Genomic DNA, 25,319 nt, shown 5'->3' on the forward strand with positions numbered 1-25,319 from the left:
GCAGCTTTTCCGAAGCTGCCTTCCAAACTTAGGCGATGTATGGAGCCTGTCAAAAATGTGTTCGTTACGGAATGTGAAACAATGACGAGAATTAGCTATCGACTGTGCTCAAGACATCCATCGCCATACGCTTCTGGATTGATACCCGCGAATATTCATTCATGAATGCTTCGCGTATCACTGGTTCAAGACTCAGTTCAAATAATGCCTCTATCGCCCCTTCGACATCGCAGGGTTCAAAGACTGAAGCATTGGATATCTTGGTGTGAGTGAACCTGGCAGAGTATCCCGCCAATCCCGCAAGAATTGGCTTGCCCGTCGCGGCATACTCAAAAAGCTTTGAGGGAATGACCCGGCGAAATGACTTGAATGAGTTCAGGTGCAAAAACAGAACGTCGGCCTCCTGATAAAACTTGAGCAGGTCTTTGCGCTGAACAGGCGCGATAACCTCGACATTGGTAACGTCGCTGTTTTTCAGCGCTAATTGAAGGCGCTCCAATAAGCCACCAGCACCAATTACGCTGAAATGTGCCACACCCTCAAGCCGTTTGGCCAAAGCCGGAAGGATGAGATGAAGCCCCTGCCCTGCGCCGATATTGCCGGCGTATACGACCTTCAGTATTTTTCCGCTGTATGAATCGCCGTGTTTTCGTGGCAGTTTTTTGAAGAACAGTTCATCGACGCCGTTGGTATGGATCGAAAAACTATGCCTGGGGTAATGAGCCGAGAAGTAGCTCAGAAAACCAGGCGATATGAGATTGACCCGGGCAGCCTGGCCGATCGTCAAACGTTCGATTCTAGAGAATATCCAGGTTGCTATTTTTCCAAGCCGGCTAGGGAATAGTTCCGGCAAGGTGTCCACAAAAATATCGCGTATATCCAAGTAAAGCGGGGTCTTGGTAAGGAATCCGACGCAAGCCGCCAACGTTGCTGTCATCAGCCGCGAAGACGAAGCCACCACCAAATCGTAATCCTTTCCTTTTATTGCCTTGCTTACGCCCCGCGCATAAGACGCGAAAGCCCGGGCCTGGTCCAGAAGCCCGCTTTTATGAACAGGCAAAGCAATGCGCCGAATCGTCAGACGCGGACACTCTTGAAACTCTGCTGCAGCTGCGCCGAAAGAGTGATAACGATTAGGCTGCGTAGTGACGACGTCTACCCGTACGTTGGCGCAGGGCTCAGCCAGCAATGCCTTTACCAATGCTTCAACCCGAAACGAGCCAGCGGCGAGATCCGGAGGATAATAGAAGCTCAGAATAAGCACGCGAATGGTCATTATCGAGTAACTACCCTGGCCGATTCAGCGGGCAGAACCCGATTATAAAGATCAATCAGCAATGCCTGCTGGTCTTCCCAGTTCAAACTCATCGAAGCACTCCTGGCGTTATTCGCCAACCTCAAGCGAAGATTTGAATCGCGCACCAGCACCTTCAACGCATCCGCCAACATTTGATCGTCGCCTTCTCGAACCAGCAAACCAACGTCATGAGCACGAACAATTCGACGGATCTCCGGAAAATCGGTCGCGACTACGGGTAATCCGGCGATCAGATACTCGAACAGTTTGTTGGAGTCCGTCGTGAAATGATTCAGGCAGGTATTTTCGATTGGCTGGACACCAATATCCGCCGAGGCCGTGTAGTCGGGCAGATCTGCCAATGAAACGGTTGGGATGAAATGCACCCGATCAGTCAGCGCCAGTTCCTGACTCAGCGATATCAAGGGCTGCGTCAGACGCCCACCGCCGATGAATACAAAGTAAGCTTCAGGCACTCGTGCAACGAGCCTCACCAGCCGTTCCAATCCGCGACCTTGTTGCAAACCTCCTTGATAAAGAATGATTGGCCACGTTTCGGTCAGACCCAGTTGTTCGCGAATACGTTGTGAAGACTGGGTGAATGTCAATCGTGGTCGATTCTGCAGTACCACCGGGCGAGATATCCCATATGCACGGGAAAAAAACTTCGCTCGCGCGTCGGTCGTCGTGATCGTCCCCTGAACCCGTGGCATCAGCAACTTCTCTACCACACCGACCAACCGCCGAAAGCTGTCGTATCCCTCACGGCTGGTGCTGATTTCGTGAGCGTCGTAGATCACCCTGGCACCGCTGATCTTGGCCGCAAACCAGGCAGTGGGTAACGTATTTACATCATGTGCGTGGACCACATCAGCACGGTGCATGGCAATGCGGGCAGCCAGTACGCCGTGAGTCCACATGCGTGCGGCGATGCGTAGCACTTGCCTCGCGGGGCTTAAACGGCCGATAGATGCGTTACCGCCCACCTGCCCGGAACTTGTCTTGGCTTTGCGCAGTTTCCAGAACGGGCTACGGGCAACACGCGAAACCTTTATTCCACCCTCCAGAATTTCGTGCTCCAGCGTTACACCGGGAGTATGCAAGGCGAATACCGTGACATCATACCCAGCCCCCTGAAGTGTTTGCGCTTCTTTGAGCACACGGGCGTCGTTACGAAATTCGTTCCAGACGATCATTGCAATGCGCGACATGGGCGAATTCCTTTTACAGGGCGTCAGTAGTTTCAAGCGATTCATAATATTCAAGAAGATCAGGCAAAAGCGCGAAGGCGTCTTCATAGTTACCGCGTGAACACAGACGCTCAAACGCGTAAGCCAAGGCTGAAACCATAATTGCAGCACTCTGAACGTCTTTTAAACTTTCGCGAGAGGCTCGAGCGCTTTCAATGGCCAGTAAAAATTTAGGTCTGTCAATAATAAGCCAGTTCGCACCAACCGGCTCAATTTTCCAATTTGGCCAATGACTTACGAATGCCTCTGCGGTTTCAGACAAAATTAACGTGTTGGGGCTGACATCCGCACAAACCAACTGCCTTGGGAGCCCTTCAAGAAGCGAAATTATTCCAGCATAACGATGCTGAAACTCTTGCAGGACTGCGGTATTCCCCCTTGAAACGACTAACGATAAATTGGAAATCAATTCATTTGTCAGGCGTTGCTCAAGGTAAAGATGCGAACGCCCGAACTGTTGAACTAATGTCTCAACGGGTTCAAGGGACATTAATTTTTGCGCTATAGAAACCAGGCCGGGCCCCTGTTCCCGTAGTGTGACCTTGCGTACTTTGTCAAATTCGAACACATGGCAACTATATCCACGCACATTCCTTGAGCCTAAAAATTGAGGAACTGGAATCAGCGGCTCGGATTGCAAGAGTAAACTTTCACGCATCGCGAGAAACTCTGCAGGCGCGTCGTATAATTTAAACAGAAAGGTTTTCTGGTTTCCATTTTCACTCGTAAAACACGATTCAAATGAATATATGTTGGGTTGACCGACTTGACTCCACGTACTGGATAGATACTTTTTGTACGGGGACGATAGATCCTCCATCACTGCAGTCATCCATTCCTCCCTGAAATCTTCATTTAGAAGGGACTTTATTTCGGCCGTATAAGCTGAATCCGTGACCACGAGCGGCTTGTCGTGAAAAAACATTGCGTTGATCTGCCGATATTGCAACCGCAGCGAAGTGACATCCTGAATCATGGTGGCCAATCTTGATAGGCCTTGACGTATAAGCAATAGAGCAATGAGCGCTGGGAAAATTTTCGGCGGTGTAAAGAAAAGGTAGTCTGCCACCATGCAAAAAAAAGTCACCAGAAAACCAACAGACGACAAGGTATTCAATACTTCAACATGGCTCTGTTGAATAAGCCGTCTTATCTTTGGAAAACGATCATATAGCGCTACCGTGGTCGCGCCAACGACGACGCAATAAACCAACAAGACTGATATAAGTAAAGGGTAGATAAAAACCAGGATTGATACAGCAATGAATACGAACGTGCCTGCGGCCAGCCCACGCGTATATTTGGAATAAACTTGTGTCGCTATTTTTCGCTGGTTGTCGAACAACTTCAATTTAGCGCTGTTTTTTAAAAGCTGATCCGCCCCTTTTCGGGAAAAATAGGCGATGATGAAATTCGACACAATATAAAGGCAGTAACATATAACCGCGAGCAAGCTGAACGCTATAATAAGATGCGTCTTCTTCAAGCTCTGCAGGTACATGGGAAAGTAATGTGGCACTTTTTCAGCGCCCAAAAGTATCAGAACCTTCAATGGCAAAAAAAAGGTGAGTAACAGTAATACTTGCGAGAAAAAATGCGCCGCCTGAAGAGTCAAACTTGTAAATGGAACAACCTTTAAGAATTTCCCACCCAGCGAAAAGCACCACCCCATAGTCACTCTTATGAGATCCAGTAGACCAGTCATCACTTATAACCTATCAGGGTTGAAACACGCCGCATAATATTTCCACATTTCGCCAGGTAAGAAATTATTGGAAACTCTAAATTTCCCAATAAATGGAAACATGGGCCCCGGAGGTTACTGATCCTTTGGGCTGAGTATAAATACTGCCTACTACCGGGCGATCCTGCTTATAGTAGTGAACCTTATACATTCCGTCCGAGCTATCAATTACTTTTCGACGATACCCAAGACGTTTGAACTCCTTCGAAATCGCTTCCTCAGCTTCTTTCGGACTATCATCGACCAAGACATTATTAACTTTTAGCGTTCCTTCACTGCTGGACTTGCTGTATTCCTTAACCAACGCACCTTTGACGCTCAGTTTTGCGCCATCATCCAGCAACACTTGAACTGATTTGCCGTCTTGATCACATGCAGCGAGCATAAAGGCCGCCGCCAAAACCACAATTTTATGCTTCATACTATTATCTCAGAAAGTTAATACAGACACAGTTTTATCGAATTAATATCACAGTTGTCACATCTTACCAGCTATGCTCCCCTTACGACTTAAGGCCTATATCACCAAGCTGGCCAGCCAGCGCAACGAGTTGCCTTATATAACTTGCACTCTGGCTTTGCTCTGAGCCAAAACAATAACTATCAAATTTTTCAGCCGATGAAAGCTCGATGATCCGTTCCAGTGAAATCTTTCGCCAATAATCGGAAGACTGCCAGTGCTTCATCGTAAAACCAACCAAGTACAACGCAACACTTTGCGTCAACAGGCTCAGTAAACATGCGAAAGTATCTTCATGTTTTGAGAAGTATGTAATATCACTGCTCAGAAACCGAGCATGCTCGAAGATGCAGTGATGCAGCCTTATCATGAAGCGTCTATCAAACTTGTGACTGACTCCACAATTCCACAGCATTAAAAGGGATAGAAGCCGCTCACCTGCGACCTGGCTCTGCCAGATAATATGATCTTTTTCAGACCGTTGTTTGAAGCTGTGATTAAGCCAGTCATTTACAAACTCTCGTGCCGACATAACGGCCGAAAAATCATTGGTATCTATTGCATGCAACATCAATATGGTTGCATGGTGAAACGAGTGCCAGGAAACAAGATGCTTCTGAGAACCAACGTTTTCTGGCAAACGCGTCATGGGTGACCAGGGTAAAGAAACTCCTTCATCCAGAAGGCATGTACCCTTATCAAAGAAGCTTTTTGTTTGTAGCGTAGCGTGTGGAAACCTTGCAGATAAGTACTCGTACAATCTTTCACCAAGCGCAGGCAGCGTTGATAATAAAGGCGAGTATTCGCGTTCGCAGCCTTGCTTTTGCAAATACTCTAAAGCTGAAAATGGCTTCTCACTCCAAACCGAAATACTTTCTACTTTAAGAGCTGCGCCGTTTGGAGAAGGTGCACCTCTCAGGTAGATTCTAATTTCAGATATGCAGCCACTTTGCAAATTGTCAGACTTATTGTGAATTTCAAACAACATATCAGAATGTGCAAATGTAAAACACACCCAGCGTTCGGTTTTGGGGTTAAAGCTTGTGACACCAATAAACTTTGGGCCTTCGCCATATCCTAGCGATACGGAGCCAAGTGAATCCCATCCTGACAGTTTCATTCTAACGCTGAGACCATTTGCAGATAAAGGTTCAGGCAATGCAAAGCGAATTTGATAATTAGATTCCGGACCTGAAAAGGTAAATTTCATCCCATCTTCTATTCGAGTTGATGACGCATTACCTTTGAATCGTTTTTGGTCAAACGGAATCGTGCCTACGAAAGAGGCGCTATTGCTGAACAAAACTGCAGTATCCAGTTCCCGATCCGGATGTATAGCACCGGCGGCCTTCAAGCCTGACCTAAGCATCGAACCTTTATTCGGAAGATAACTCGACAACTTATCCAACAAAAACAAATAAAAATCATCAACATAGTGAAAGGGACTCAATCCCCACCGATGTTCTTCATTGCCATATACCAATTCTACTGGAGGTTGTAGAAATTGATTTGGTGCCAAATCACGCCCCATCCGCTCATAAAGGCGCAATAGGAACATATTCGATTCGCGAATATACGCGGGATTGAAAGCCGAACCGAAATCCCTACCGCTTTTTGTTTTGGCGCTCCATAGAGTACGATTCACAACAACCTTCGAGAGATTACCAGCCGCACTCATTAGGCTAACAAATCGTTCCCATCCCGTTTCCCAAAGAGCAAAATACTCTTCAGACCCCGAAAGTATCAATCTGCCAGGTTCATTCTCCTCATCGAATCCTGCACTTCGCAACTCGTTTGAAACCGTGAAAATGCCCCCGCTACCAGCGGAGAAGACATTAAATCTTTCATCAATCAGGTCAATGAGGAAGATATCAAATCTTAACTCATCGATCTTATCCAACAGCGTTTTTTCGAGATCCGCCTTGATGATCGCCGCTTGGAATTTCGAGCTCAGGTTAGCGCTATATACATCAACAGTAGGCGGTAAAGTAAAGGCGCTGGCAAACGAGCTGCGAGCATAGTAGGCCGCTAAATCAAATGCGTGATTCACGTCGTAGTTGAGGATATCCCTACTTACGCAACTCCCAAAAATGACGATTCTCACAACGCCCTTTGTTGCAACCTCGTCTTCCTCGCCGGTGAAAGTTCCTTCAATCACTGGTCACACTCATTGATAACGCTCAACTCGCGACCAACGGTTTTAAGAATAGACGTCTGGTTCTCAACGCGGGCGCGAGCAGCTTTAGACATCGTTGTAAATAGTCGAGGTTGTTCGACAATCTGCGCAATACCGGCAGCCATCGCCAGATGGTCCTCTCCCGGAGCCAGAACGCCGCAATTTTCATCCATGAATTCCGGGATAGCTGCGATAGCGTTGGTCACAGGGATCAGGCCCGACGACATGGCTTCGTCTCGAGAAACGCCCTGAGTATCCATGCGGCTGGGGCATAGGAACAAGCCGTAATCCTTATGGAGCTTTGCAATATCGGATTGCTTTAGATAGCCGCGTTCGATTCTTACGTTTCGATATTGTTTGAGCGGAGCAAGGGTTTCTTCAAACAGCGGTCCATCGCCTACCATCAGGAACTCCAGTTCGTTAAACCAGGGCTTGAGGGCTAGAGATTGAATGGCTTTGACGCTGAGGTCATTTGCGTAAGTGTGCGAGGCATACGGCCTTATCGACAAAATTTTCTTGCGCTGCTCAGACGATTTTTCCTGATAGGAAAAGAGCTCAGTGTTGATTGGATTATGAATAATTTCGTATTGGTTTGCGGGCAGGCGGAATCCCAGATCTTCCATCACCTCTTCAGCGAAGTAATGAGAAACGAATACCAACTTGAGGTTGAGCGGCATCGGTTGCAGCAGATTACGCCAGAAGCCCAGGCGTTTTTCGCTTTCGAGCTTGGCGAGTTGCAATTGGTCTTCGGTGCTGTAGTTGTATTCACGACGCCACCACGGCTGGATTTCAGCGCCGTGAACCCATACGACCACCTTCGTGGTATGGAGGTGCTGACTCAGGACATGCCACATTTCAGCGTCGAGGAAATGCACCAGAACGGATTTGTATTGGCCCTTTTCCAGCATCTTTGCCAAGGTCGACTGTGAACCTGTCACCACGTTGACGTTTTCAAACTCGTGGTAGCTGACCGATTCATTCTTGCGCAGACGGAACACGTCGACGTCGAGCCCGTGCTGCTGGTAAGCGCGGACGCGGGTGTGAACGAAACCATTTCGATACAGATCGTCGTATGAGGGATAGTGATTAGTGACTAGCAAGTGATCAGCTTTCGCCAACATATCTGAAGGCTGAAGATCACGGTGTCCCAGTACGAGCGCCTTGATTTCAGCCTGACCACTGGAGTAAACGCGCACACCCAGGCGGATAAAGTCCGCTTCAGGTGGAATATCGGAAGTATGGTTGCGATTCGCGTGCTGCATGACGTGGCTGATGCGCTGCTTTTGCGCATCGAGAAACAGCACCACCAATTGCACGTTCAGACCGGGTGTAACGTCGAGGTAGAGCTTGAGCTGCTGGTCCTGCACGAATTGAGCGATACTCAGGTCCTGCTGCGCATAAACGTATTCGTGCTTGCCATCCGCAAGATCCGAAGCGAAATGCCAAGCGTCAAAATCTACGTTCGCCTGCAATAACTTGCTGCGAACCGGCCCAAACATTTCGGCGAGACCGCGGCCAGTGATTTCGGGTGCGATATGCTCCTCGATTATCGGCTCGATAGCTTCGGCACGCGCCTGCAGTTCCTGGATGCTAAGACCAGTATCCAGTTTGAGGTCGTCAACGACGTCGCCAAGATTGGCATCACAGAGGCCCGCCGCATTTCTGCAATAATTGAAAGGGTCGATGCCAAGAGTCTGTTCGTGACAATATCGACGTTCGGACAAGGACAGAGCCCATTCACTCAGCAACTCATCAGCCTGCAAATAGGTGCTGATAATGGAGCTTCGGGCCGCCGCTTCAGCCGCTAAACGATACTGTTGATCATTATTCTTAAGCTGTATTGCGCCGGCTACGTTCTCATAAAACGTGCATTTGCCGATCACTTTGGCTTGGCTATAACGGGTCGCAAGCACAAGGTCCAACAGGTAGTTGGGACCGTAGTAGTCCTGGGAAACCATACCTGCCAGTAACGGCGCATCGCCTACGATCTCTTCCAGGCGCATTTTCCCAGCGTCTTCCAACGTCAACAGCGACAGACGCGAATCATTCACTTCGCCGATGTCAGCCAGCGAGTCGCGCACGACAATAGTCATCCGAAGATTGGCGTGGCTTTGGCGCTGTAAATGTCCGACCAATGCTGTGAGCTCAGCCTTATTGGCAGCAATGGCGACCACGCAGACTTCGGGCAATGCATCAGACGGAGCCTTGTTCAACACTTTGGTCATCACATAAGCCAGGCGCTGAGCATAGGTGTGCTCTTGCATGACTTTCCGCAAGGCCGCCAATCGTAGTTTGCTGCTGTTAATCTCATCGCCAGCCAAGGTCTCGAGACGGCGCACCATCTCGACCCCGTCGTCCGTGGTCACAACGAGGTCACCGAACAACAAGCGCACACCGCGAGAGAAGTTGCTCACGGTAATGGTGTTACAGCCGAGCAATTCAAATACGCGACGGGCAAACATTGTTTGCGATTGTTTTATTGAATTGAGGTTGATCGCGTAGCGATAGCCTTTGTAGGCGGTATCGATCTGATCAAAGCTCAGAGTGCCGACGATGTAGGGTTGGTATTCGGCAGGGAACTGGTAGTTGGCATCGTCCTTGCCAAAATTTCGGTCAAATATTTCCAGCGGCCGGAATTTCGGTAGCGCCTGAACGAAGTTACCCAGGTCACGGGTGCGCTCGGGGTAGCGAGCGTAGTAAGCACCTGCGAAGCAAAACGCATCTTTGCGCTCGTATAACTCGATCGGGTTATGCACCGCCGGCTGGCAAGCGAACGGCAGCAAGTAAACACGCTCGTGGCCCAAGGCGCCTTTGTAGCGGTGAATACAATCGATGTCGGTGGTGAATACGAAATCGAACTGTTTTGCAGTGGTCAAGAATGTTTCGAAGTGGACCGGGTCTTCCTTGTTCCAGAAAACGCTAGGAACGTTACGCTCCGCACACCATGCCAGGATGCTCTGCAGCTCTTGGGCGTTATGACCGATCTTGCTGCCCCACAAATCATCCTTGCCACGCCAGGCCGACTCGATAAACAACAGGTCGGGCTGGAACTCGACAAGTTCGGATTGCCAGTTCTCAGGCGTGAGCTGCAGGAGGTTGCATTCATACCGGTACGAGCCATAAGTGAACTCGTCCATGACACAGGCAACTTTCAAGTTGCTTCTGGACGGGTCGGCCTGATTAATCAATGTGCTACGGATTCGTTCAGATTTCTCAACGACCGCAGGTGGCGAATGGGGCTGCGCGGATACCTGAAGCAGCGCGACAGGCTCTGCCAATGCGTTGTCGACGCCAATGCGTTTCTGGGCAGTTTGTTTGCGTTGCTTGGCAGCCTTGCGATACAGATTGAACAGCGCAGTCGGCAGGCGCACTAGGCCACTCAAGGAACTGGCGTTGGATTTGATCTGATAGCCCAACTGGTAGGTCATGCTGGACCGTGTCTTGATCAAGCGTTGTTCAGCCAGGTGGCGCTGAGTGTTCGCGCGTTCAAGATTTTCGTTGAGCTCGTCGATTTTTCTTTGCTGTGCAGCGGTCTTTTCCAGCAATTCGTTGAAGTTTTGTTTCAGATGCGGGATCTGCTTGCCCGTGACCTCTCGATACTTCTGATTGGCCGTTTCCAGCCAGCCTTTGGAGGCACTCAATTCACGCTCAAGTTGCTCGCGAATGTCCTGCCACTGCGCCTGGGTCGTGCACAGCAACTGCTCGGCAGCCTGGTGGCTCGCTTTCTCGTGAAACAGTTGTTCTGACAGTAACTCGCGTTCCTGCGCAGCCTGCTGCTGCAGATCGTTGACCTGAACTTCCAACGTTTGACGGGCCGCCCGCTCATTATCAAGTTGCCCAAGAGTTTCCTGGCACTGCTCCTGGACGGTGCTCAACAACCGTTCGGTAGCCTGATGACTTGTTTTCTCCCGCAGCAGTTGTTCTGCCAGCAACCCGCATTCTTGTTCAAACTGAGACTGCGCTGCATTGAATTGGATTTCCAGCGCCTGCCTGGCAGCGCGTGCTTCATCAAGCTGAGCGCTGACCATCAAAGATTGATCAGCCCTCGCCTGTTGGTCTTGTTCAAGTTGAGCCAACAGCGCGCACTTTTCCTGTTCCAGGCTGGCGAGCATGATTTCATGTTGATGCTTTAGCGCTTCGGCCTGCCGCTCACTCTCGCGCATTCCAGCGTTCAGAACATTGAGCTCGTTGATTTGCAACTTCAACGTGTGGATCTGCTCTGTTGCTGCCCGGTATTTCGTGTTGGCCTCGTCAAGGCGCTGCTTGGCGTCACCCAGTTCGACCACAGTTTTCTCATGCACGACCAAGGCTTTTTTCAGCTCGGCGACTTTCTGCACTTCGGGTTTAAGCAAAGCAATTTGTTCGGTGGCGGCGCGGTACTTATTGTTGGCCTCCTCCAGGCGCTGTCTGGCACCCGACAGGCTGGTGTTCAAGTTTCGCTCTACCGATTCAAACGCTTTCTCCAGCCCCTGGATCTGTTCGATGTTCAGATTCAAGTCCGATACAACACCCCCCTCTTCGCCTTTCTGCGCCACCATCCCAAGCCATTTGCCCAGCACTTTGACTTCGAGGACGCGCAAATGCTTGCTCAACATCCGGTATGGAGCGAGCAAATAGAATGTGTGTTTGTGATCGATGAAATCATTGACGCCAAATGGAACGGTAATAACCAGCCGGCCACCGGGTTTGAGAAGCGACGCCGCTTTCTCAACGAACATTTCAGGGCGCACCAGATGCTCCAGCACTTCACTGATCACAATGGTGTCTGGTTCGGTGGCGGTGATATCCAGTGACAGAAAGTCAGCATTCACGTAAGTGATCTTCTGCTGGACGTGAGTCGGCTCGGCTTGCAGATAGTCCTGCGCCTCCGCAATAGCCTGCGGGCTGGTATCGACACCTGTCACCGAGCAACCTTCGCGAGCCAGCAAAAGCGGGACTATGCCCTGCGAACACCCGACATCAAGAACTTGCTTGCCTGATACCTGGGCACATATCCAATGGATACGCGCCTGGGTTTCTCGCATGAAATGCTCACCCAGCTTTCCGTAGTAAGCCTCCATGACCCGGTCATGAATGTCGGCCAGAGGCGCCGGAGCATCCGTTTGCGGAGCCAGTTCGACCAGCTGAGTGTTACTCATCATCAATTCTCTTTTCAGGCTGCGAATACGCCGGCGGCATCAATTACAACGGCGCTATCACGCAATATGGCGATCTTTTTGAATTCACGATGCTTAACCAGCAAGACGTGAATATGAGAGCTGTCAGTGGCGTATTCGGTATCAACGAGTTGGTGTTGGGCGAGATCGGAAGGCAGCTTCTCGATATTCGGCTCGACCAACAACAACTCGACACCCAACTCCTCACCCAACTGGCGAGCGATATGCAATGAGGGGCTTTCACGCAAATCGTCGATATCGGGTTTGAAGGCCAAACCGTAACAGGCGACCCGAACTTGACGAGCGGAGAGATCGGGGTGCTTCAACAAAAAATCAGCCAACGCCAGCTTCACTTGCTGGATGACCCACTGCGGCTTGCTATCGTTGACTTCACGTGCGGACCGAATCAGGCGTGCCAGGTCAGGCGTACGGCTGACAATGAACCATGGATCTACCGCGATGCAGTGACCACCAACGCCCGGACCTGGTTGCAGGATGTTCACTCGGGGATGGTGATTGGCGAGGCGAATGAGCTCCCAAGTGTTGATATCAAGCTTTTCGCAGATCATCGACAGTTCATTTGCAAACGCAATGTTGACGTCGCGAAAACTGTTTTCGGTCAGCTTGCACATCTCGGCAGTGCGGGTATCGGTGATGATGCATTCACCCTCGACAAAACAGCTGTATAGCCGCACCGCGGCGGCCGAGCACTTGGGTGTCATGCCACCGATGATTCGATCGTTCTCGACCAACTCTCGCAAGACGTGCCCAGGTAGGACTCGTTCAGGGCAGTGCGCGATTCGGATATCGGAGTCTTCGCCATGGGTGCTTGGAAATGTGAGATCAGGGCGAGCCTCAGCTAACCAGGCCTCCATCTGTTCAGTCGCGCCAACCGGAGATGTGGATTCTAGAATGACCAAGTCATTTTTTTTCAACACTGATGCAATGGATTTGCTCGCCGCCTCAATATAAGTGAGATCCGGTTCGTGCTGTTCTTTGAATGGAGTAGGTACTGCAATCAGAAATGCATCAGCAGGAGCAGGCGTCATCGAGGCACGCAGATAGCCTTCGGTCACAGCTGCATGAACAACCATGTCCAACTCAGGCTCAACGATGTGAATCTCTCCCCGATTGATGGCATCCACCGCTGTTGGGTTGACGTCGACACCAATTACTTTTTTGCGTCGGGAAGCGAAAACGGCGGCGGTAGGTAATCCGATGTAACCGAGGCCAATAACTGAAACCGTTTCAAAACTCATGCTGCCGCCTCAATAGATGCATTCTTCCAGCTCACCAATGCCTCACTAATGTTGGCGCAGGCTGTTCCATCCCCGTAAGGGTTATGGGCATAACTCATTGCTTTATATATGTCCTCGTCAGTCAGCAGCTCACTCAGATGATTAACGATGGATTCGACTTCAGTACCGACCAGTTTGACTGTGCCAGCCTCGACAGCTTCCGGACGCTCAGTAGTGTCCCGCATCACCAGCACAGGTTTACCGAGCGCAGGTGCCTCTTCCTGGATGCCCCCGGAATCGGTGAGGATGATGTGAGAGCGGGTCATCAGATAAACAAATGGAAGATAATCCTGCGGTTCAATCAAGTGCACATTGCTCACACCAGACAGCATGCGCTGGACAGGCTCACGTACGTTGGGATTTAGGTGAACGGGATAGACGAACTCGACCTGTGGGAATCTCTCGGCTGTCTCTAGTAGTGCATAGCATATGCGCTCGAAACCTCCACCGAAGTTCTCCCGGCGGTGCCCGGTCACAAGAACCATTCGATTGCCCTCGGGCAGGAATGAAAACTTTTCCTTGAACTGGGAGAGCAGAATGGATTCAGGCGCGTTCAGTTTCTTCACCACTTCCAGCAGCGCATCCACGACGGTATTCCCGGTTACATGAATAGCCTTGCAAGCAATGCCTTCACTGATCAGGTTCTGCCGCGACGTAGGCGTAGGCGCGAAGTGCAACGTAGCAAGACTGCCCGTAAGTCGGCGGTTGCCTTCTTCGGGCCATGGTGAGTACAGATTATTGGTGCGCAAACCCGCTTCGACGTGTGCGATCGGAATTTGTTGGTAATACGCCGCAAGAGTCGCGGCGAATGTTGTTGCGGTATCTCCATGAACCAGAATTACATCCGGTTTGAAGTCCTCGAAAACAGGCTTTAGCCCCTGGATAATGGCCGACGTCACATCTGTCAAGTCCTGACCAGGCTTCATGATGTTTAAGTCGTATTCGGGTACCAGCTCGAACAAATTGAGGACCTGGTCTAGCATCTCCCGATGCTGGGCAGTCACACAGACTCTCGAATCGAACCGATTATCTTCAGAGAGCCGCAGCAATAGCGGCGCCATCTTGATAGCTTCGGGGCGGGTTCCAAAAATCGACAAAGTCTTGATCGTCACAAAATCCACTACCTCTACAAATACGACGTTGACCTAGTTTGGGTCGCTCACGTGGCGCAATCATCAAATCCAAGGAATGGCGATGCACGGAGCCAACAGAGGTGGCCAGAAATGAACAAGGGTCATATAAGAGTAGAGGCGGGGGGGTTCACGCATGGCATTCCATCGCCGACTATCCACATTCCGTGCAAAGCTAGTGCAGAGAAGATGAAAAAACATTCATCTTCTATCGCAGGGCGCGCAGAATACTATAAGGATGGCTGATTGACACCCTGAATTGGCGGTTTTGTAACAGCGTTTTCTTGAAAAGGTTCAAAAAAAACTGAATTTTTTTGAGGACTTTAGGCCTGCTAGTAAAGCTGGTTGACTGTGGGACATAACAGAAAGTCATGTAGGAGGCGTCCCACGGGCGCTAGTGTCTCTCCAAACGCTTTCAGCTTTGCAACGCTGACGCCTATCAAGGAGTGAAAAAACTGTTCGATCGCATGCCCGGAGTTCTATTTCTAAATGTAAAAACCTTCAAAAAATAATCTGAAACGTGTGTGGCTGGGCGACTGAACGGATGACGCTGGCGTGTCGGCAAGAGTGTCGCAGCCTACATCCACACTTCAACGGAGCTTGCGACGGGGTCACTCGAGCGACATCGTTTGAGGAAGCAGCTTTCCGAAGCAGCCTCCTAAACTTGGTAGCGCTAAAGTGTCGCCTTCACTGGAGATGTAGCAGTCATGTCTCGAGACGGCGCTGCTGATAGATCCAGTCAACGATATCGCCATCGGGGGTGTAGCCACTGACGGTCGCACGCAACAACTGGCGCACCAGAACGTAATCATCCCGCTCGACCGCATTCAACAGTTCCGCCAAACGCACTTTCAAAAGATCCCATGGAAGATGATCCTCACTGGCGCTCATAATCATCGGGTGTTGAGTTGCTGACACGTTATCGCCAATCAATAGCTCCTCATACAGCTTCTCGCCGGGACGCAAGCCAGTGAATTCGATCGAAATGTCGCCTTGCAGGTTCTTTTCGGAGCGCACGCTCAAACCGGACAGGTGAATCATCTTCTCCGCCAGTTCAACGATCTTCACCGGCTCGCCCATGTCGAGCACAAACACATCACCGCCCTGCCCCATGGATCCGGCCTGAATCACCAACTGCGCCGCTTCGGGAATGGTCATGAAATAACGGGTTATTTTCGGGTGAGTCACCGTCAACGGCCCGCCGGACCTGATTTGGCTGTGGAACAACGGAATCACAGAACCGGAAGATCCCAGCACATTACCGAACCGAACCATCGTGAAGCGCGTCTTGTTGACCCGCGACACATTGGCCTTGTCACCAAACAACACCGGCGCAATTTCGCGACTCAAGGCCTGGAGCGTCAACTCAGCCAGGCGCTTGGTGCTGCCCATCACATTCGTCGGGCGAACCGCCTTGTCGGTCGAGATCAATACAAAGTTGGAAACGCCTGCCTGCAAAGCAGCTTGGGCAGTGTTGAGCGTACCCATCACATTGTTGAGCACCCCTTCTGCGATGTTGTGCTCGACCATCGGAACATGCTTGTAAGCCGCGGCATGATAGACCGTGTCCACGCCCCAGGTCTTCATGACATCCAGCAGTTTATGGGGATGACGGATAGAGCCGAGAATCGGCAATAGCTGAACGGGCGCCGACTCCCGACAACCGCGCTGCTCCAGTTCCGACAAGATGCTGTAGAGGTTGAATTCACTGTGATCAAACAGCAAAAGAGTTGTGGGACGCAGGTTAAAAATCTGTCTACACAGTTCTGCACCGATCGACCCACCAGCACCAGTCACCATGACTGCCTTGCCTTTGATACATCGCTCCAGCAAATCCGGCTGCGCCGGCACCGAATCGCGCCCGAGCAAGTCGGCAATATCAACTTCCTGGATGTCGTCGACCTTCACCCGGCCACTGGCCAGATCGGTAAAATTGGGAACGCTTCGAATGTGGAGCGGAAAACGCTCAAGGAACGTCAAGATTTCCCTACGCCGTGCACGGGTCGAAGAAGGCAGTGCCAGAAGAATTTCCTTGGCGCCCGACTCATCAATCATCTGCTGAATGTGCTTGGGCTTATAAACCTGAAGGCCGGCAATCACGCGATCCGCGATGCTTGGATCATCATCGATAAACGCTACAGGACGCATGACTCGGCCCATGCGCAGCGCGGCAACGAGCTGGTTACCGGCCACACCGGCGCCGTAAATGGCAACTTTGGTGAGGCCATCGTCGCGGTTGGTGAAGGGTATGTGCTGGGCACCGGCGAACCAGTCCCCCATAAAATAATGCCGCATGCACAGGCGAAGTCCGCCAATGATGACGAGGCTGAGCCACCAGTAGTTGAAGACAATAGAACGCGGTACAACGGCTTCGTGGTTGCTGTACCAATAGACGACAACAGCCAGAATAAGTGACGAAAGGCTGACGGCTTTAATGATGGCTATCAATGCATCATTGCCGAAATAACGCATTACAGCTCTATACATTCCGAAACGAATGAACAACGGGATGGCTACGAGAGGGGCGCTGACGAAAAGCCAAAAATGTACCCTGAATGGGTTATACATATCATCGATACCCAAACGGACGATGAATGCCAACCACAAAGCAGCCCAGACCAGAACAATATCAGTGGCAACCTGAATCAACCTTTTTCGGCGCCGGGGAAGACCTACTAGATAGGCTCTGATCTTATCCATAAACCCTTCAAACACCTCTGTCCTCCTATCAGCACCCTTTTTCATTGTGGTGAGATCTCATGGGTCCTGCGCGATCACTCTAAACCTAACGACCTATCACTTCTTGCTTAGTTCTTCACAGTAGACTCTTCCGGATCTCCGGCACGGAATTTATTAGCCAGAACGATCAGCGGTGCGTAGGCCAAAACGACTCCGAAAACCCCGTCCATATCAAAGTGTGTAACGCAAACGGCTAACGGCAACAGCCAGAAAATATTGATCGCGCCCACCGCTAGGGTGACTGGCAAATGTTTACCAAAGCGACGTGAGGCGAATTGATAGGCATGGCTCCTATGTGCTTCATAAACCCTCTCAGCTCTTGACAAACGTCGAATTAACGTGAAAGTCGCATCAACAATGAACACCCCAAGCAAAATCAACCACCCCCACAGCATCGGTGTATAAACCCACGCCGCCTGTAAAGAAAGCCCGCCTAGTGTAATGCCCAGAAAACCGCTTCCGGCGTCGCCCATGAAAATCTTTGCAGGCGGGAAATTCCAGCAAAGAAATCCTGCAACGGAAACTGCAAGCAACAACGGCCCCCAAATCAGCGTGTCGAGACCCGCCAACCAGTAAAGGAGGCACGCGCCCAGACAAGCGGAAATAGCTTCGACGCTGGCAATGCCATCGATGCCGTCCATGAAGTTATAGAGATTGAGTAACCACACCAGATAAAAAGCAGCCAGCACATGACCTGCCCACCCCAGATCGACCTGGATGCCGAACAGATCAATGGCCGGCAATCCACCCATCCAGACGAGCAGCCAGGTCGCCGCGGCAAAATGGCCGAGCAAACGCCAACGCGCGGCGATGTGACCATGGTCGTCCATAAAACCGATAATCGCTATAAAAATCCCTGACCCAGCGATCGCGAAAAAGATCGATGGAGAAGTCAGTCCTGCACCGTACAGAAAAACCAACGACATGATGAAAGCCACGACAATGGCGACGCCGCCACCCCGCGGTGTCGCGACCACATGGGAACTACGAGCATTCGGAACGTCCATCAGGCTTCGAGATATCGCGTACTTACGTAATGCCGCCGTCAGTAAAAAAGAAAGACCGGCAGCCACCGGAATAAACCACGCATAACTCATTATTTGTGAGACTCCAGAAAATGCTGTGCCGCCGATTTCAATCCATCATCCAGACTTACGGGTGGATGCCAGCCCAGTAGTTTTTGAGTTTTCTTGATATCGACCTGTAATGAGCCAAAAAGCCTCTGCGCGGTTGCACGTCGTCCCAACAAGCCGGCCAGGAACACCAGCACTGCTGCTGGAATGGGTACGAGCCAGGTTTTGACACCCAGATAAGTGATCAGGCGCTGCATGAGCTGGGTCGTTGAAACGTCTTCGTCATCGCTTACCAGAAATACCTGATTCATGGCCTGGGGATGATCGATGCACGTCGTGACCAGATCAACGACATTGTCCAGTGAGACAAGACTTCGATAATTGTTCACGGCCCCGAACGGTAGTGGGACGCCCTTTACCAGCCAGCGCATCATTTGCAGAAAATTCGCGCCCACACCGGCACCATAAATAAGGACCGGACGAATGATGACAACTTCAATCGCTCCCGTATTGGCAAGTTGCAGAAGTTGCTGTTCGGCTTCGTACTTGGAAATACCGTAAGGATCCAAAGGGTGCGGAATATCATCTGCCGAGAAAGCACTTCCGGGCAAAGTCGTTTCTCCATTGACCTTGATCGAACTGATAAAGACCAATCTCTTAACGCCCGCCTTTATCGCCTGGCGTGCAAGATTAAGCGTGCCTTCAACATTAGTCGCACGAAACATCTCCAGCGACTGCGCTGGGTCCTCGTGCATAACGTGTACTCGTGCTGCTGAATGCACAACCACACTCACACCCGCTAGTGACGACGTCCAATCGGTGGATTGATCAATGTTTGGTATATGAGTTTTTTCTACGGATTTGGGTAACTTGCTATTCAAATTTCTAAGAGGCGCTACAACCGATGTTTCCGGCAAAGCGCACAAACGCCTGACTACGGCACCTCCCAGAAACCCTGTCGCGCCGGTCACAAGTATTTTTTTTGACATTTCAAACCAATTCAAAAAATAGATAGCATTGGAATAATCTATCACGAAAAGTCGTCATTTTGAGCGCTCAATTTGTGCGAAGCGCCTCACCCTGCCCCTTATGGAGCACAAGCCAGCCAGCTGAAAAAAAACACAAAGCCCTGCGTCTCAGCACAATTCGCCATTACACAGGTTGGAGCAAACACGCGGTAGAGATAGAATCCCCCCCAATTTTGACTAAACGCTCGATGAATAGAGCCGCAGACGCTTCGCAGAGATGAGTGGCGTCGGTAAGTCATTCAAAATACATACTAATTTAGCAGGCTACGCCTCGAAGGGAGCATATCGATGCAGCAAATCAATAATCTCAGCGCGAAAATTGCAAAATATCGCGATCAGATCGATGCATCCATTCAGCGCGTGGTCTCCAGCGGATGGGTAGTCCTGGGGCCAGAGGTCAAACGTTTTGAATCATCCTTCGCCGAATATCTGGGCGCCAACCACTGCGTAACCGTAGCCAATGGCACCGATGCAATCGAATTGGCCCTCAAGGCATTGGGTGTCGAAAAAGGTGACATCGTCGCTACGGTCGCCAACGCGGGCATGTATACCACCACGTCGGTCCTGGCCATAGGCGCGGTCCCGGCCTTCATGGATGTCGACTTCGATACCCAAGTCGTCACACTCGGTGAAGTTAAACGTGCAGTTGAAGCGGGCGCCAAAGTCGTCGTCGTCACTCACCTTTATGGCTTGGCCATCCCGCAAATCCAGGAAATTGCGACGTTCTGTGCGGACAATGGCATTCCACTCCTGGAAGACTGCGCACAAGCTCACGGCGCCAGCATGCATGGCAAACGTGTAGGCACATTCGGCGACGCTTCGAGCTTCAGTTTCTACCCGACAAAAAACCTCGGTGCCCTAGGCGATGGTGGTGCAGTCGTCACCAACTCTGCCGAGATCGCGCAGCAAGTAGCTCAATTGCGTCAATACGGCTGGTCCTCCAAATATTGCGTGGAGTTGGGCGGCGCCAGAAACAGCCGCCTGGATGAAATGCAAGCCGCTATTCTCTCCGAGTTTCTGCCGCACCTTGATCAAGGCAACGGGCGACGCAACGAGATTGCCAAACGTTATCGCACTGAAATCAGGCAGCCCGAGATTGTTCACCCGCAAGGCGACAGCGATGCCTGGGTCGCTCACCTGTATGTGATCAAGAGCGTGAAACGTGACGCCTTGCAGCAACATCTACGCGGCGTGCAAATCGCTTCCGAAGTTCACTACCCGATTCCTGACTACCAGCAACCCGTGTTCAAGAATGTCCATGCCGACTTCCACTTGGCCAACACCGAGCGTCTGGCCAAAGAAATTCTGACACTGCCATGCTATCCAGAAATGGAAGAGCATGAAGTCAGCGCAGTGATCAAAGCCGTCAACGGATGGGCTGCATGACGTACTCGATCATCATCCCGGTTTACAAAAACGCAGAATCCATTCCGCGCTTGATTCAGGTACTCAGCGAAATCAATGAGAGCCTGAACAACCAATTAGAAGCGGTTTTTGTCGTTGATGGCAGCCCGGATGCATCGTTTGCATTGATTCAAAAAGAACTGCCGAACCTGCCTTTTGCAGCACAGCTACTGGCGCATTCGCGCAACTTCGGTTCCTTCCCGGCGATTCGAACAGGTTTGATGGCGGCCACCGGTGAGTACTTCGGCGTGATGGCTGCTGACCTGCAGGAGCCACCGGAACTGCTGATCAGCTTCTTTCAATCCCTTTCAAATGATGAGTGCGACGTAGCCATCGGCACGCGCAATGCCCGAAATGATCCCTTGTTGAGCCGCATGGCGTCTTCGATGTTCTGGGGGCTTTACCGAAAGCTAGTCGTTCATGACATGCCTAAAGGTGGCGTCGACATCTTTGGCTGCAATAACACGTTCAAAGAGCAGCTGCTGAAGCTTGAAGAATCGCGCTCGTCATTGATCGCACTGATCTTCTGGCTAGGTTTCCGAAGAAAGTTTGTCGATTACGATCGCCAGGTTCGTCAGGAAGGCAAGTCCGCCTGGACATTCAAGAAGAAGCTGGAATACATGATGGATAGCGTCTTCGCCTTCACGGACTACCCTATTCGTCTACTGATTAAAATGGGCACGATCGGTTCATTAATGTCAGTCGCAATAGGCCTGATGGTCATCATTGCAAGAATACACGGCACCATCGCGGTACCGGGGTACGCGGCCACCATGGTCGTGGTCTTGCTGCTGGGCACTTTGAATCTTCTGGGCCTGGGCCTTGTGGGCACCTACGCCTGGCGTGCTTATGAAAACACCAAACAACGACCATTGGCAGTCGTGAGCATACAGTTGAACAACCGAGAGCAAATCAGCCATGTCTAACCCGACGATTCATCCTAGCGCAGATGTCAAAAGCTCCAACATTGGCCAAAACACCCGTGTTTGGCAGTATGTTGTCATTTTCCCTGAGGCTGTGATCGGTGCGGATGTGAACGTCTGCTCTCATTGCCTGATTGAAAACGATGTTGTCATCGGCGACAGAACGACGATCAAGTCGGGCGTTTATGTTTGGGATGGCCTGAGGATTGGCAATGATGTGTTCATTGGTCCAAACGTCACCTTCACCAATGACAAGTTTCCTCGTTCCAAGGTGTATCCGGAAACGTTTCTGCCAACCGTAATACACGACAAGGCTTCGATCGGCGGCGGTGCCGTGATCCTTCCTGGCGTCACCATTGGCATGGGAGCGATGGTCGGAGCAGGTGCGGTCGTCACTAAATCCGTGCCCCCGTATGCAATCGTGACCGGGTCGCCTGCGCGGATTACCGGCTATGTCGAGAACTCCGCGATAAGTGACAACAGCGAAAAACCGAAGCTCGTTGAAGACGCAGCGTCGCAAGAAGGGATTACAAGAGTTGGGGTGGGTGACGTCACCACACACAACTTCAAATTCGTTGCGGACATGCGCGGTGATTTGTCGGTGGGCGAATTCGAGAAGGAAATCCCTTTTATTCCAAAGCGCTATTTCCTGGTATTCAACGTCCCCAGCCAAAAAACTCGCGGCGAACATGCTCATCACAACTGCCATCAGTTCCTCCTCTGCGTGAAAGGGAGCTGTGCCGTCGTGGTTGATGACGGTCAAAACCGCGCTGAAGTGATGCTTGATGCTCCGAATAAAGGTATTTATTTGCCGCCGTTGACGTGGGGCATTCAGTACAAGTACTCCGAGGATGCGGTGCTGCTGGTATTTACGTCTGACTACTATGACGCGGCGGATTATATTCGGGATTACTCAGAATTTGTGAAAATCACTTCGAGCATCAAATAAGTGCTAGCGCTAAAGAATGAAAAACTAAACAAGTGGATTTTATTCCTGATCGGCGGCGGTTTAAACACCGCCCTGACGTATGGAATATACCTGTTATTAAATTTAATAATAAACTATCAAGTTTCATACGTAGTCGCCTACCTCTCAGGAATACTATTCTCATACCTATTCAATTCACAGATAGTATTCAAACTTAAGAAGACCTGGAAAGGATTATTGATATACCCGAGTGTGTATCTGATTCAATACCTGATCAGCGCCGCATTACTCCACATACTCGTAGAGTCTTTCGGGCTACCAAAGGAAGTAGCGCCATTATTAATCATCGTAGCACTTCTGCCTGTCACTTATATTCTGAGTAAAACCGTATTGAGAGCCTCACACGAACCGCAGACGAATACAGACTCTCAGGCTCCAAATGAAAAATAACATGATTGAAGTCTTGCTCAACGCTGATGCAGACAAATATAGAGCAATTAAACTTTTAGCAGGCCACACCCTGCCCGCGTTAATTATTGTCGTTGCGATGTGGATTCCATTTGGCTTTGCCATGACGGGGGTCATTGAGGAGTGGTTGGTTTTGGGGACATTCACCACTCATGGTCTTTTCTTTCTAACAGACCTGAACAGCCCAATGTCTGCGCACGCCTTGCGCCCATTGACTATTTTTCCTCAAGCCATAGCCTATTTCCTTGATCCACACAGCTTTAAATATTGGCATATCATGCTTATTTTATCGCTTCTGGTAAAGGCTTGGTGCTTAAGCCTTATAACGACCAAAATCACCAATTCGATAAAATGGGGAGTAGCGGCTAGCGTCTTGTTTCTTGTCTACCCAGCTGACACTATGCAACTTTCGTTTAGATCTCTGCACATCAACTGGTCACTAGCATTAGCGTTACTTGCAACCACCCTATTCTTATATTCAATCGATTCGAAAAACAAAGCCCTATCAGTATTCGGTAGCGTTACCTCAGCCGCTATTTTTACGGCGGCTTGCGCGATGTATGAAGCTTCATTACTGCTTTCTATTTTACCTCTGCTCGTCCTATGGACCAAAGGAGGAAACTCTCACGCCATACAAAAGCTGAAACAAGCTTTTCCTCACTTCTTAATATGGTTGTCAGGGTCGACAATCTATATTATGTACGTGATTATAACTGCTCGCCTCATATCCACCTATCAAAGCGACATAATAGGCCAGAGCAGCATTATTCAAACCATCGAAAGCTCTCTACCTAAATTATTTTCCGTTGGATTACTGAGAAGTATTTTGGGCGGCTGGTTTGACGCAACAAGAATAACAACTCTAGAGTTCACTAGCTATTGGTATACGCTAGCAGCTTTAATCTTGCTGGCCATCAGCACTACATTGATATTAAGATCTAGCCAGAACAGTTTGGATAATGACAAAGAACTTAATATTCCGGCAAAAGCGGGACGACTACTGTGCAGCGGCATAGTCTTAGTGATATTGGGATATGCTCCATTCCTTATATCAGTGCCTCACCAGTATATTAGCCAGCGGACGTTTTTATTCTCCACCTTGGGTGCTGTATTTTTCTCTACAGGCCTGATTATAGTGGCTTACAAATTATCAAAGACCTTCACCGCAGTATCGGTTACCGCCCTGGTCTTTATTGGCTTATCTTTTCAGCTGTATCAATTCCACCACTACGTTAAAATATCGAACACTCAAGTTTCTATACTGCGTGAAATATCCGAGAAATTTGATGGCGACCCGCGTGGTAAAACGCTATTGATACTCGATAATAGTAATCAAATCGGACATACATGGATGCTCCCCGATGGAAATCTTCGTGGCGCACTAACATATCTTTATGGACATGCAATAGATTCAGTTGAAGTTTGTCATTTGCCTAGTCACGAATGGCAAAAAGCAGACGGTTTGGCTCGAAAAGGCGTTTGTGAAGAAAATACACAAGAATGGACGCTTCATTATCCAGACCCTGTATCGGGTCCGGGCATGGATATACAAACCAAAAAAGAAGACGTCAAGTTGGACAAGGCGAATTTAATAGTTATAAATATTGATGCCGACTCCAATATCAAACCATCGCCTTTGCAGTTTCCGCTTAACAAAACCGTCTCAAGTTTTGCTAACAGCAAAGCAACACGTACACACTACTTAAGTTTTACAGACGAAAAAAGAAAAGACTTTTATCACTGGAGCTTTGGTAAATGGTGGAGCATGGAAATCCCCACAAAAGGATCTGGCTGGCGCGAAGGAGAATGGAAGGTTAACAGTTTCTACCACGAATCGGCCGCATGGAAAACGAGCAAAGCCTCATATCTATATTTCCCGTTCTATTCAAAGCAAAAAAAATACACTCTCAGTGGGAATTTTGACTACATCGTTAGCAGTAGCATAAAGGACAGCATGAAACTTTTGCTGAACGGGAAAGAAATTCCAATTCACTGGCAGCAAAACGGTGAATTTCAAGCGCCAGTGACTCCAGAACAATTTGTTTCCGGCACCAACGAATTAACTTTCATATCTGACGTCGACGAAAAATATTTTGGTTTTGCTGCGCGTTTAAGCTGGATCGAGATAAAAAAATCTGAACAACAATAATTTGCCAAACATCGATGCCGACTTGCCCGTATTAAGGCTCACGCGCCAAAATCGGGACCCCGGTAATTCGCAAACGTTACCGCAGTTTCGGTTACT

General features: G+C 50.0%; 16 protein-coding genes. 5 read left to right on the forward strand and 11 right to left on the reverse strand.

What is annotated here, in order from left to right:
* Positions 1 to 91: 91 nt before the first annotated feature.
* The 11 genes from D8U73_RS07735 to D8U73_RS07785 form a co-directional block, all read right to left on the reverse strand.
* A complete protein-coding gene (locus D8U73_RS07735) occupies positions 92 to 1,276 on the reverse strand; it encodes a glycosyltransferase family 4 protein (RefSeq protein WP_130904114.1) in 1,185 nt (394 codons plus the stop codon).
* Positions 1,276 to 2,508 carry a glycosyltransferase family 4 protein gene (locus D8U73_RS07740; protein WP_130904115.1) on the reverse strand — a complete coding sequence of 411 codons (1,233 nt, stop codon included), beginning with the start codon at positions 2,506 to 2,508 and terminating at the stop codon, positions 1,276 to 1,278. Before D8U73_RS07740 ends, D8U73_RS07735 begins: the two co-directional genes overlap by 1 nt.
* 13 nt (positions 2,509 to 2,521) lie before the next feature.
* Positions 2,522 to 4,252 carry a hypothetical protein gene (locus tag D8U73_RS07745; RefSeq protein WP_130904116.1) on the reverse strand — a complete coding sequence of 577 codons (1,731 nt, stop codon included), beginning with the start codon at positions 4,250 to 4,252 and terminating at the stop codon, positions 2,522 to 2,524.
* Positions 4,253 to 4,328: 76 nt separating this feature from the next.
* The gene (locus tag D8U73_RS07750) at positions 4,329 to 4,712 is read right to left on the reverse strand and encodes a hypothetical protein (protein ID WP_130904117.1); all 384 of its coding nucleotides are present in this window, start codon (positions 4,710 to 4,712) and stop codon (positions 4,329 to 4,331) included.
* An 82-nt stretch (positions 4,713 to 4,794) separates the two neighbouring features.
* Positions 4,795 to 6,909 carry a DUF6270 domain-containing protein gene (locus D8U73_RS07755; RefSeq protein WP_130904118.1) on the reverse strand — a complete coding sequence of 705 codons (2,115 nt, stop codon included), beginning with the start codon at positions 6,907 to 6,909 and terminating at the stop codon, positions 4,795 to 4,797.
* Positions 6,906 to 12,065 carry a methyltransferase domain-containing protein gene (locus D8U73_RS07760; protein WP_130904119.1) on the reverse strand — a complete coding sequence of 1,720 codons (5,160 nt, stop codon included), beginning with the start codon at positions 12,063 to 12,065 and terminating at the stop codon, positions 6,906 to 6,908. Before D8U73_RS07760 ends, D8U73_RS07755 begins: the two co-directional genes overlap by 4 nt.
* A 14-nt stretch (positions 12,066 to 12,079) precedes the next feature.
* A complete protein-coding gene (gene wecC / locus D8U73_RS07765; RefSeq protein WP_130904120.1) occupies positions 12,080 to 13,342 on the reverse strand; it encodes a UDP-N-acetyl-D-mannosamine dehydrogenase in 1,263 nt (420 codons plus the stop codon).
* The gene (gene wecB / locus D8U73_RS07770) at positions 13,339 to 14,493 is read right to left on the reverse strand and encodes a UDP-N-acetylglucosamine 2-epimerase (non-hydrolyzing) (RefSeq protein WP_130904121.1); all 1,155 of its coding nucleotides are present in this window, start codon (positions 14,491 to 14,493) and stop codon (positions 13,339 to 13,341) included. Before wecB ends, wecC begins: the two co-directional genes overlap by 4 nt.
* Before the next feature lie 723 nt (positions 14,494 to 15,216).
* On the reverse strand, positions 15,217 to 17,211 hold the full coding sequence (locus tag D8U73_RS07775) for a nucleoside-diphosphate sugar epimerase/dehydratase (protein ID WP_130904161.1): 1,995 nt from the start codon (positions 17,209 to 17,211) through the stop codon (positions 15,217 to 15,219).
* 107 nt (positions 17,212 to 17,318) lie between these two features.
* The gene (locus D8U73_RS07780; RefSeq protein WP_130904122.1) at positions 17,319 to 18,347 is read right to left on the reverse strand and encodes a glycosyltransferase family 4 protein; all 1,029 of its coding nucleotides are present in this window, start codon (positions 18,345 to 18,347) and stop codon (positions 17,319 to 17,321) included.
* Positions 18,347 to 19,312 (reverse strand): SDR family oxidoreductase, encoded by a 966-nt coding sequence (locus D8U73_RS07785; protein ID WP_177435518.1) that lies wholly within the window; start codon positions 19,310 to 19,312, stop codon positions 18,347 to 18,349. The genes D8U73_RS07780 and D8U73_RS07785 overlap by 1 nt, the downstream gene beginning before the upstream one ends.
* Positions 19,313 to 19,639: 327 nt before the next feature.
* On the opposite strand from D8U73_RS07785, the gene D8U73_RS07790 reads away from it, so the two are divergent.
* Genes D8U73_RS07790 through D8U73_RS07810 form a run of 5 tightly spaced genes read left to right on the forward strand, consistent with a single transcriptional unit; the run spans position 19,640 to position 25,223 of the window.
* Positions 19,640 to 20,737 carry a DegT/DnrJ/EryC1/StrS family aminotransferase gene (locus tag D8U73_RS07790; protein WP_130904124.1) on the forward strand — a complete coding sequence of 366 codons (1,098 nt, stop codon included), beginning with the start codon at positions 19,640 to 19,642 and terminating at the stop codon, positions 20,735 to 20,737.
* The gene (locus tag D8U73_RS07795) at positions 20,734 to 21,681 is read left to right on the forward strand and encodes a glycosyltransferase family 2 protein (protein ID WP_130904125.1); all 948 of its coding nucleotides are present in this window, start codon (positions 20,734 to 20,736) and stop codon (positions 21,679 to 21,681) included. The genes D8U73_RS07790 and D8U73_RS07795 overlap by 4 nt, the downstream gene beginning before the upstream one ends.
* A complete protein-coding gene (locus D8U73_RS29655; protein ID WP_130904126.1) occupies positions 21,674 to 22,627 on the forward strand; it encodes a WxcM-like domain-containing protein in 954 nt (317 codons plus the stop codon). Before D8U73_RS07795 ends, D8U73_RS29655 begins: the two co-directional genes overlap by 8 nt.
* Complete coding sequence (locus tag D8U73_RS07805) at positions 22,628 to 23,056, forward strand: GtrA family protein (RefSeq protein ID WP_241668500.1); 429 nt, start codon at positions 22,628 to 22,630, stop codon at positions 23,054 to 23,056. It begins immediately after the preceding gene.
* Between the two features lies 1 nt (position 23,057).
* Complete coding sequence (locus tag D8U73_RS07810; protein WP_130904127.1) at positions 23,058 to 25,223, forward strand: hypothetical protein; 2,166 nt, start codon at positions 23,058 to 23,060, stop codon at positions 25,221 to 25,223.
* Positions 25,224 to 25,319 lie beyond the last annotated feature (96 nt).

Origin of the sequence: Pseudomonas sp. Sample_22, from assembly GCF_004307635.1 — a bacterium.
Classification (GTDB): Bacteria; Pseudomonadota; Gammaproteobacteria; order Pseudomonadales; family Pseudomonadaceae; genus Aquipseudomonas.

Excerpts from the sequence above, each read along its gene's own strand:
- wecC (WP_130904120.1), bottom strand. The coding sequence starts at position 13,342 with ATGAGTTTTGAAACGGTTTCAGTTATTGGCCTCGGTTACATCGGATTA.
- D8U73_RS07790 (WP_130904124.1), top strand. The coding sequence starts at position 19,640 with ATGCAGCAAATCAATAATCTCAGCGCGAAAATTGCAAAATATCGCGAT.
- D8U73_RS07775 (WP_130904161.1), bottom strand. The coding sequence starts at position 17,211 with ATGGATAAGATCAGAGCCTATCTAGTAGGTCTTCCCCGGCGCCGAAAA.
- D8U73_RS07785 (WP_177435518.1), bottom strand. The coding sequence starts at position 19,312 with ATGTCAAAAAAAATACTTGTGACCGGCGCGACAGGGTTTCTGGGAGGT.
- D8U73_RS07780 (WP_130904122.1), bottom strand. The coding sequence starts at position 18,347 with ATGAGTTATGCGTGGTTTATTCCGGTGGCTGCCGGTCTTTCTTTTTTA.
- D8U73_RS07750 (WP_130904117.1), bottom strand. The coding sequence starts at position 4,712 with ATGAAGCATAAAATTGTGGTTTTGGCGGCGGCCTTTATGCTCGCTGCA.
- D8U73_RS07795 (WP_130904125.1), top strand. The coding sequence starts at position 20,734 with ATGACGTACTCGATCATCATCCCGGTTTACAAAAACGCAGAATCCATT.
- D8U73_RS07745 (WP_130904116.1), bottom strand. The coding sequence starts at position 4,252 with ATGACTGGTCTACTGGATCTCATAAGAGTGACTATGGGGTGGTGCTTT.
- D8U73_RS07735 (WP_130904114.1), bottom strand. The coding sequence starts at position 1,276 with ATGACCATTCGCGTGCTTATTCTGAGCTTCTATTATCCTCCGGATCTC.
- D8U73_RS29655 (WP_130904126.1), top strand. The coding sequence starts at position 21,674 with ATGTCTAACCCGACGATTCATCCTAGCGCAGATGTCAAAAGCTCCAAC.
- D8U73_RS07810 (WP_130904127.1), top strand. The coding sequence starts at position 23,058 with ATGATTGAAGTCTTGCTCAACGCTGATGCAGACAAATATAGAGCAATT.
- D8U73_RS07760 (WP_130904119.1), bottom strand. The coding sequence starts at position 12,065 with ATGAGTAACACTCAGCTGGTCGAACTGGCTCCGCAAACGGATGCTCCG.
- D8U73_RS07740 (WP_130904115.1), bottom strand. The coding sequence starts at position 2,508 with ATGTCGCGCATTGCAATGATCGTCTGGAACGAATTTCGTAACGACGCC.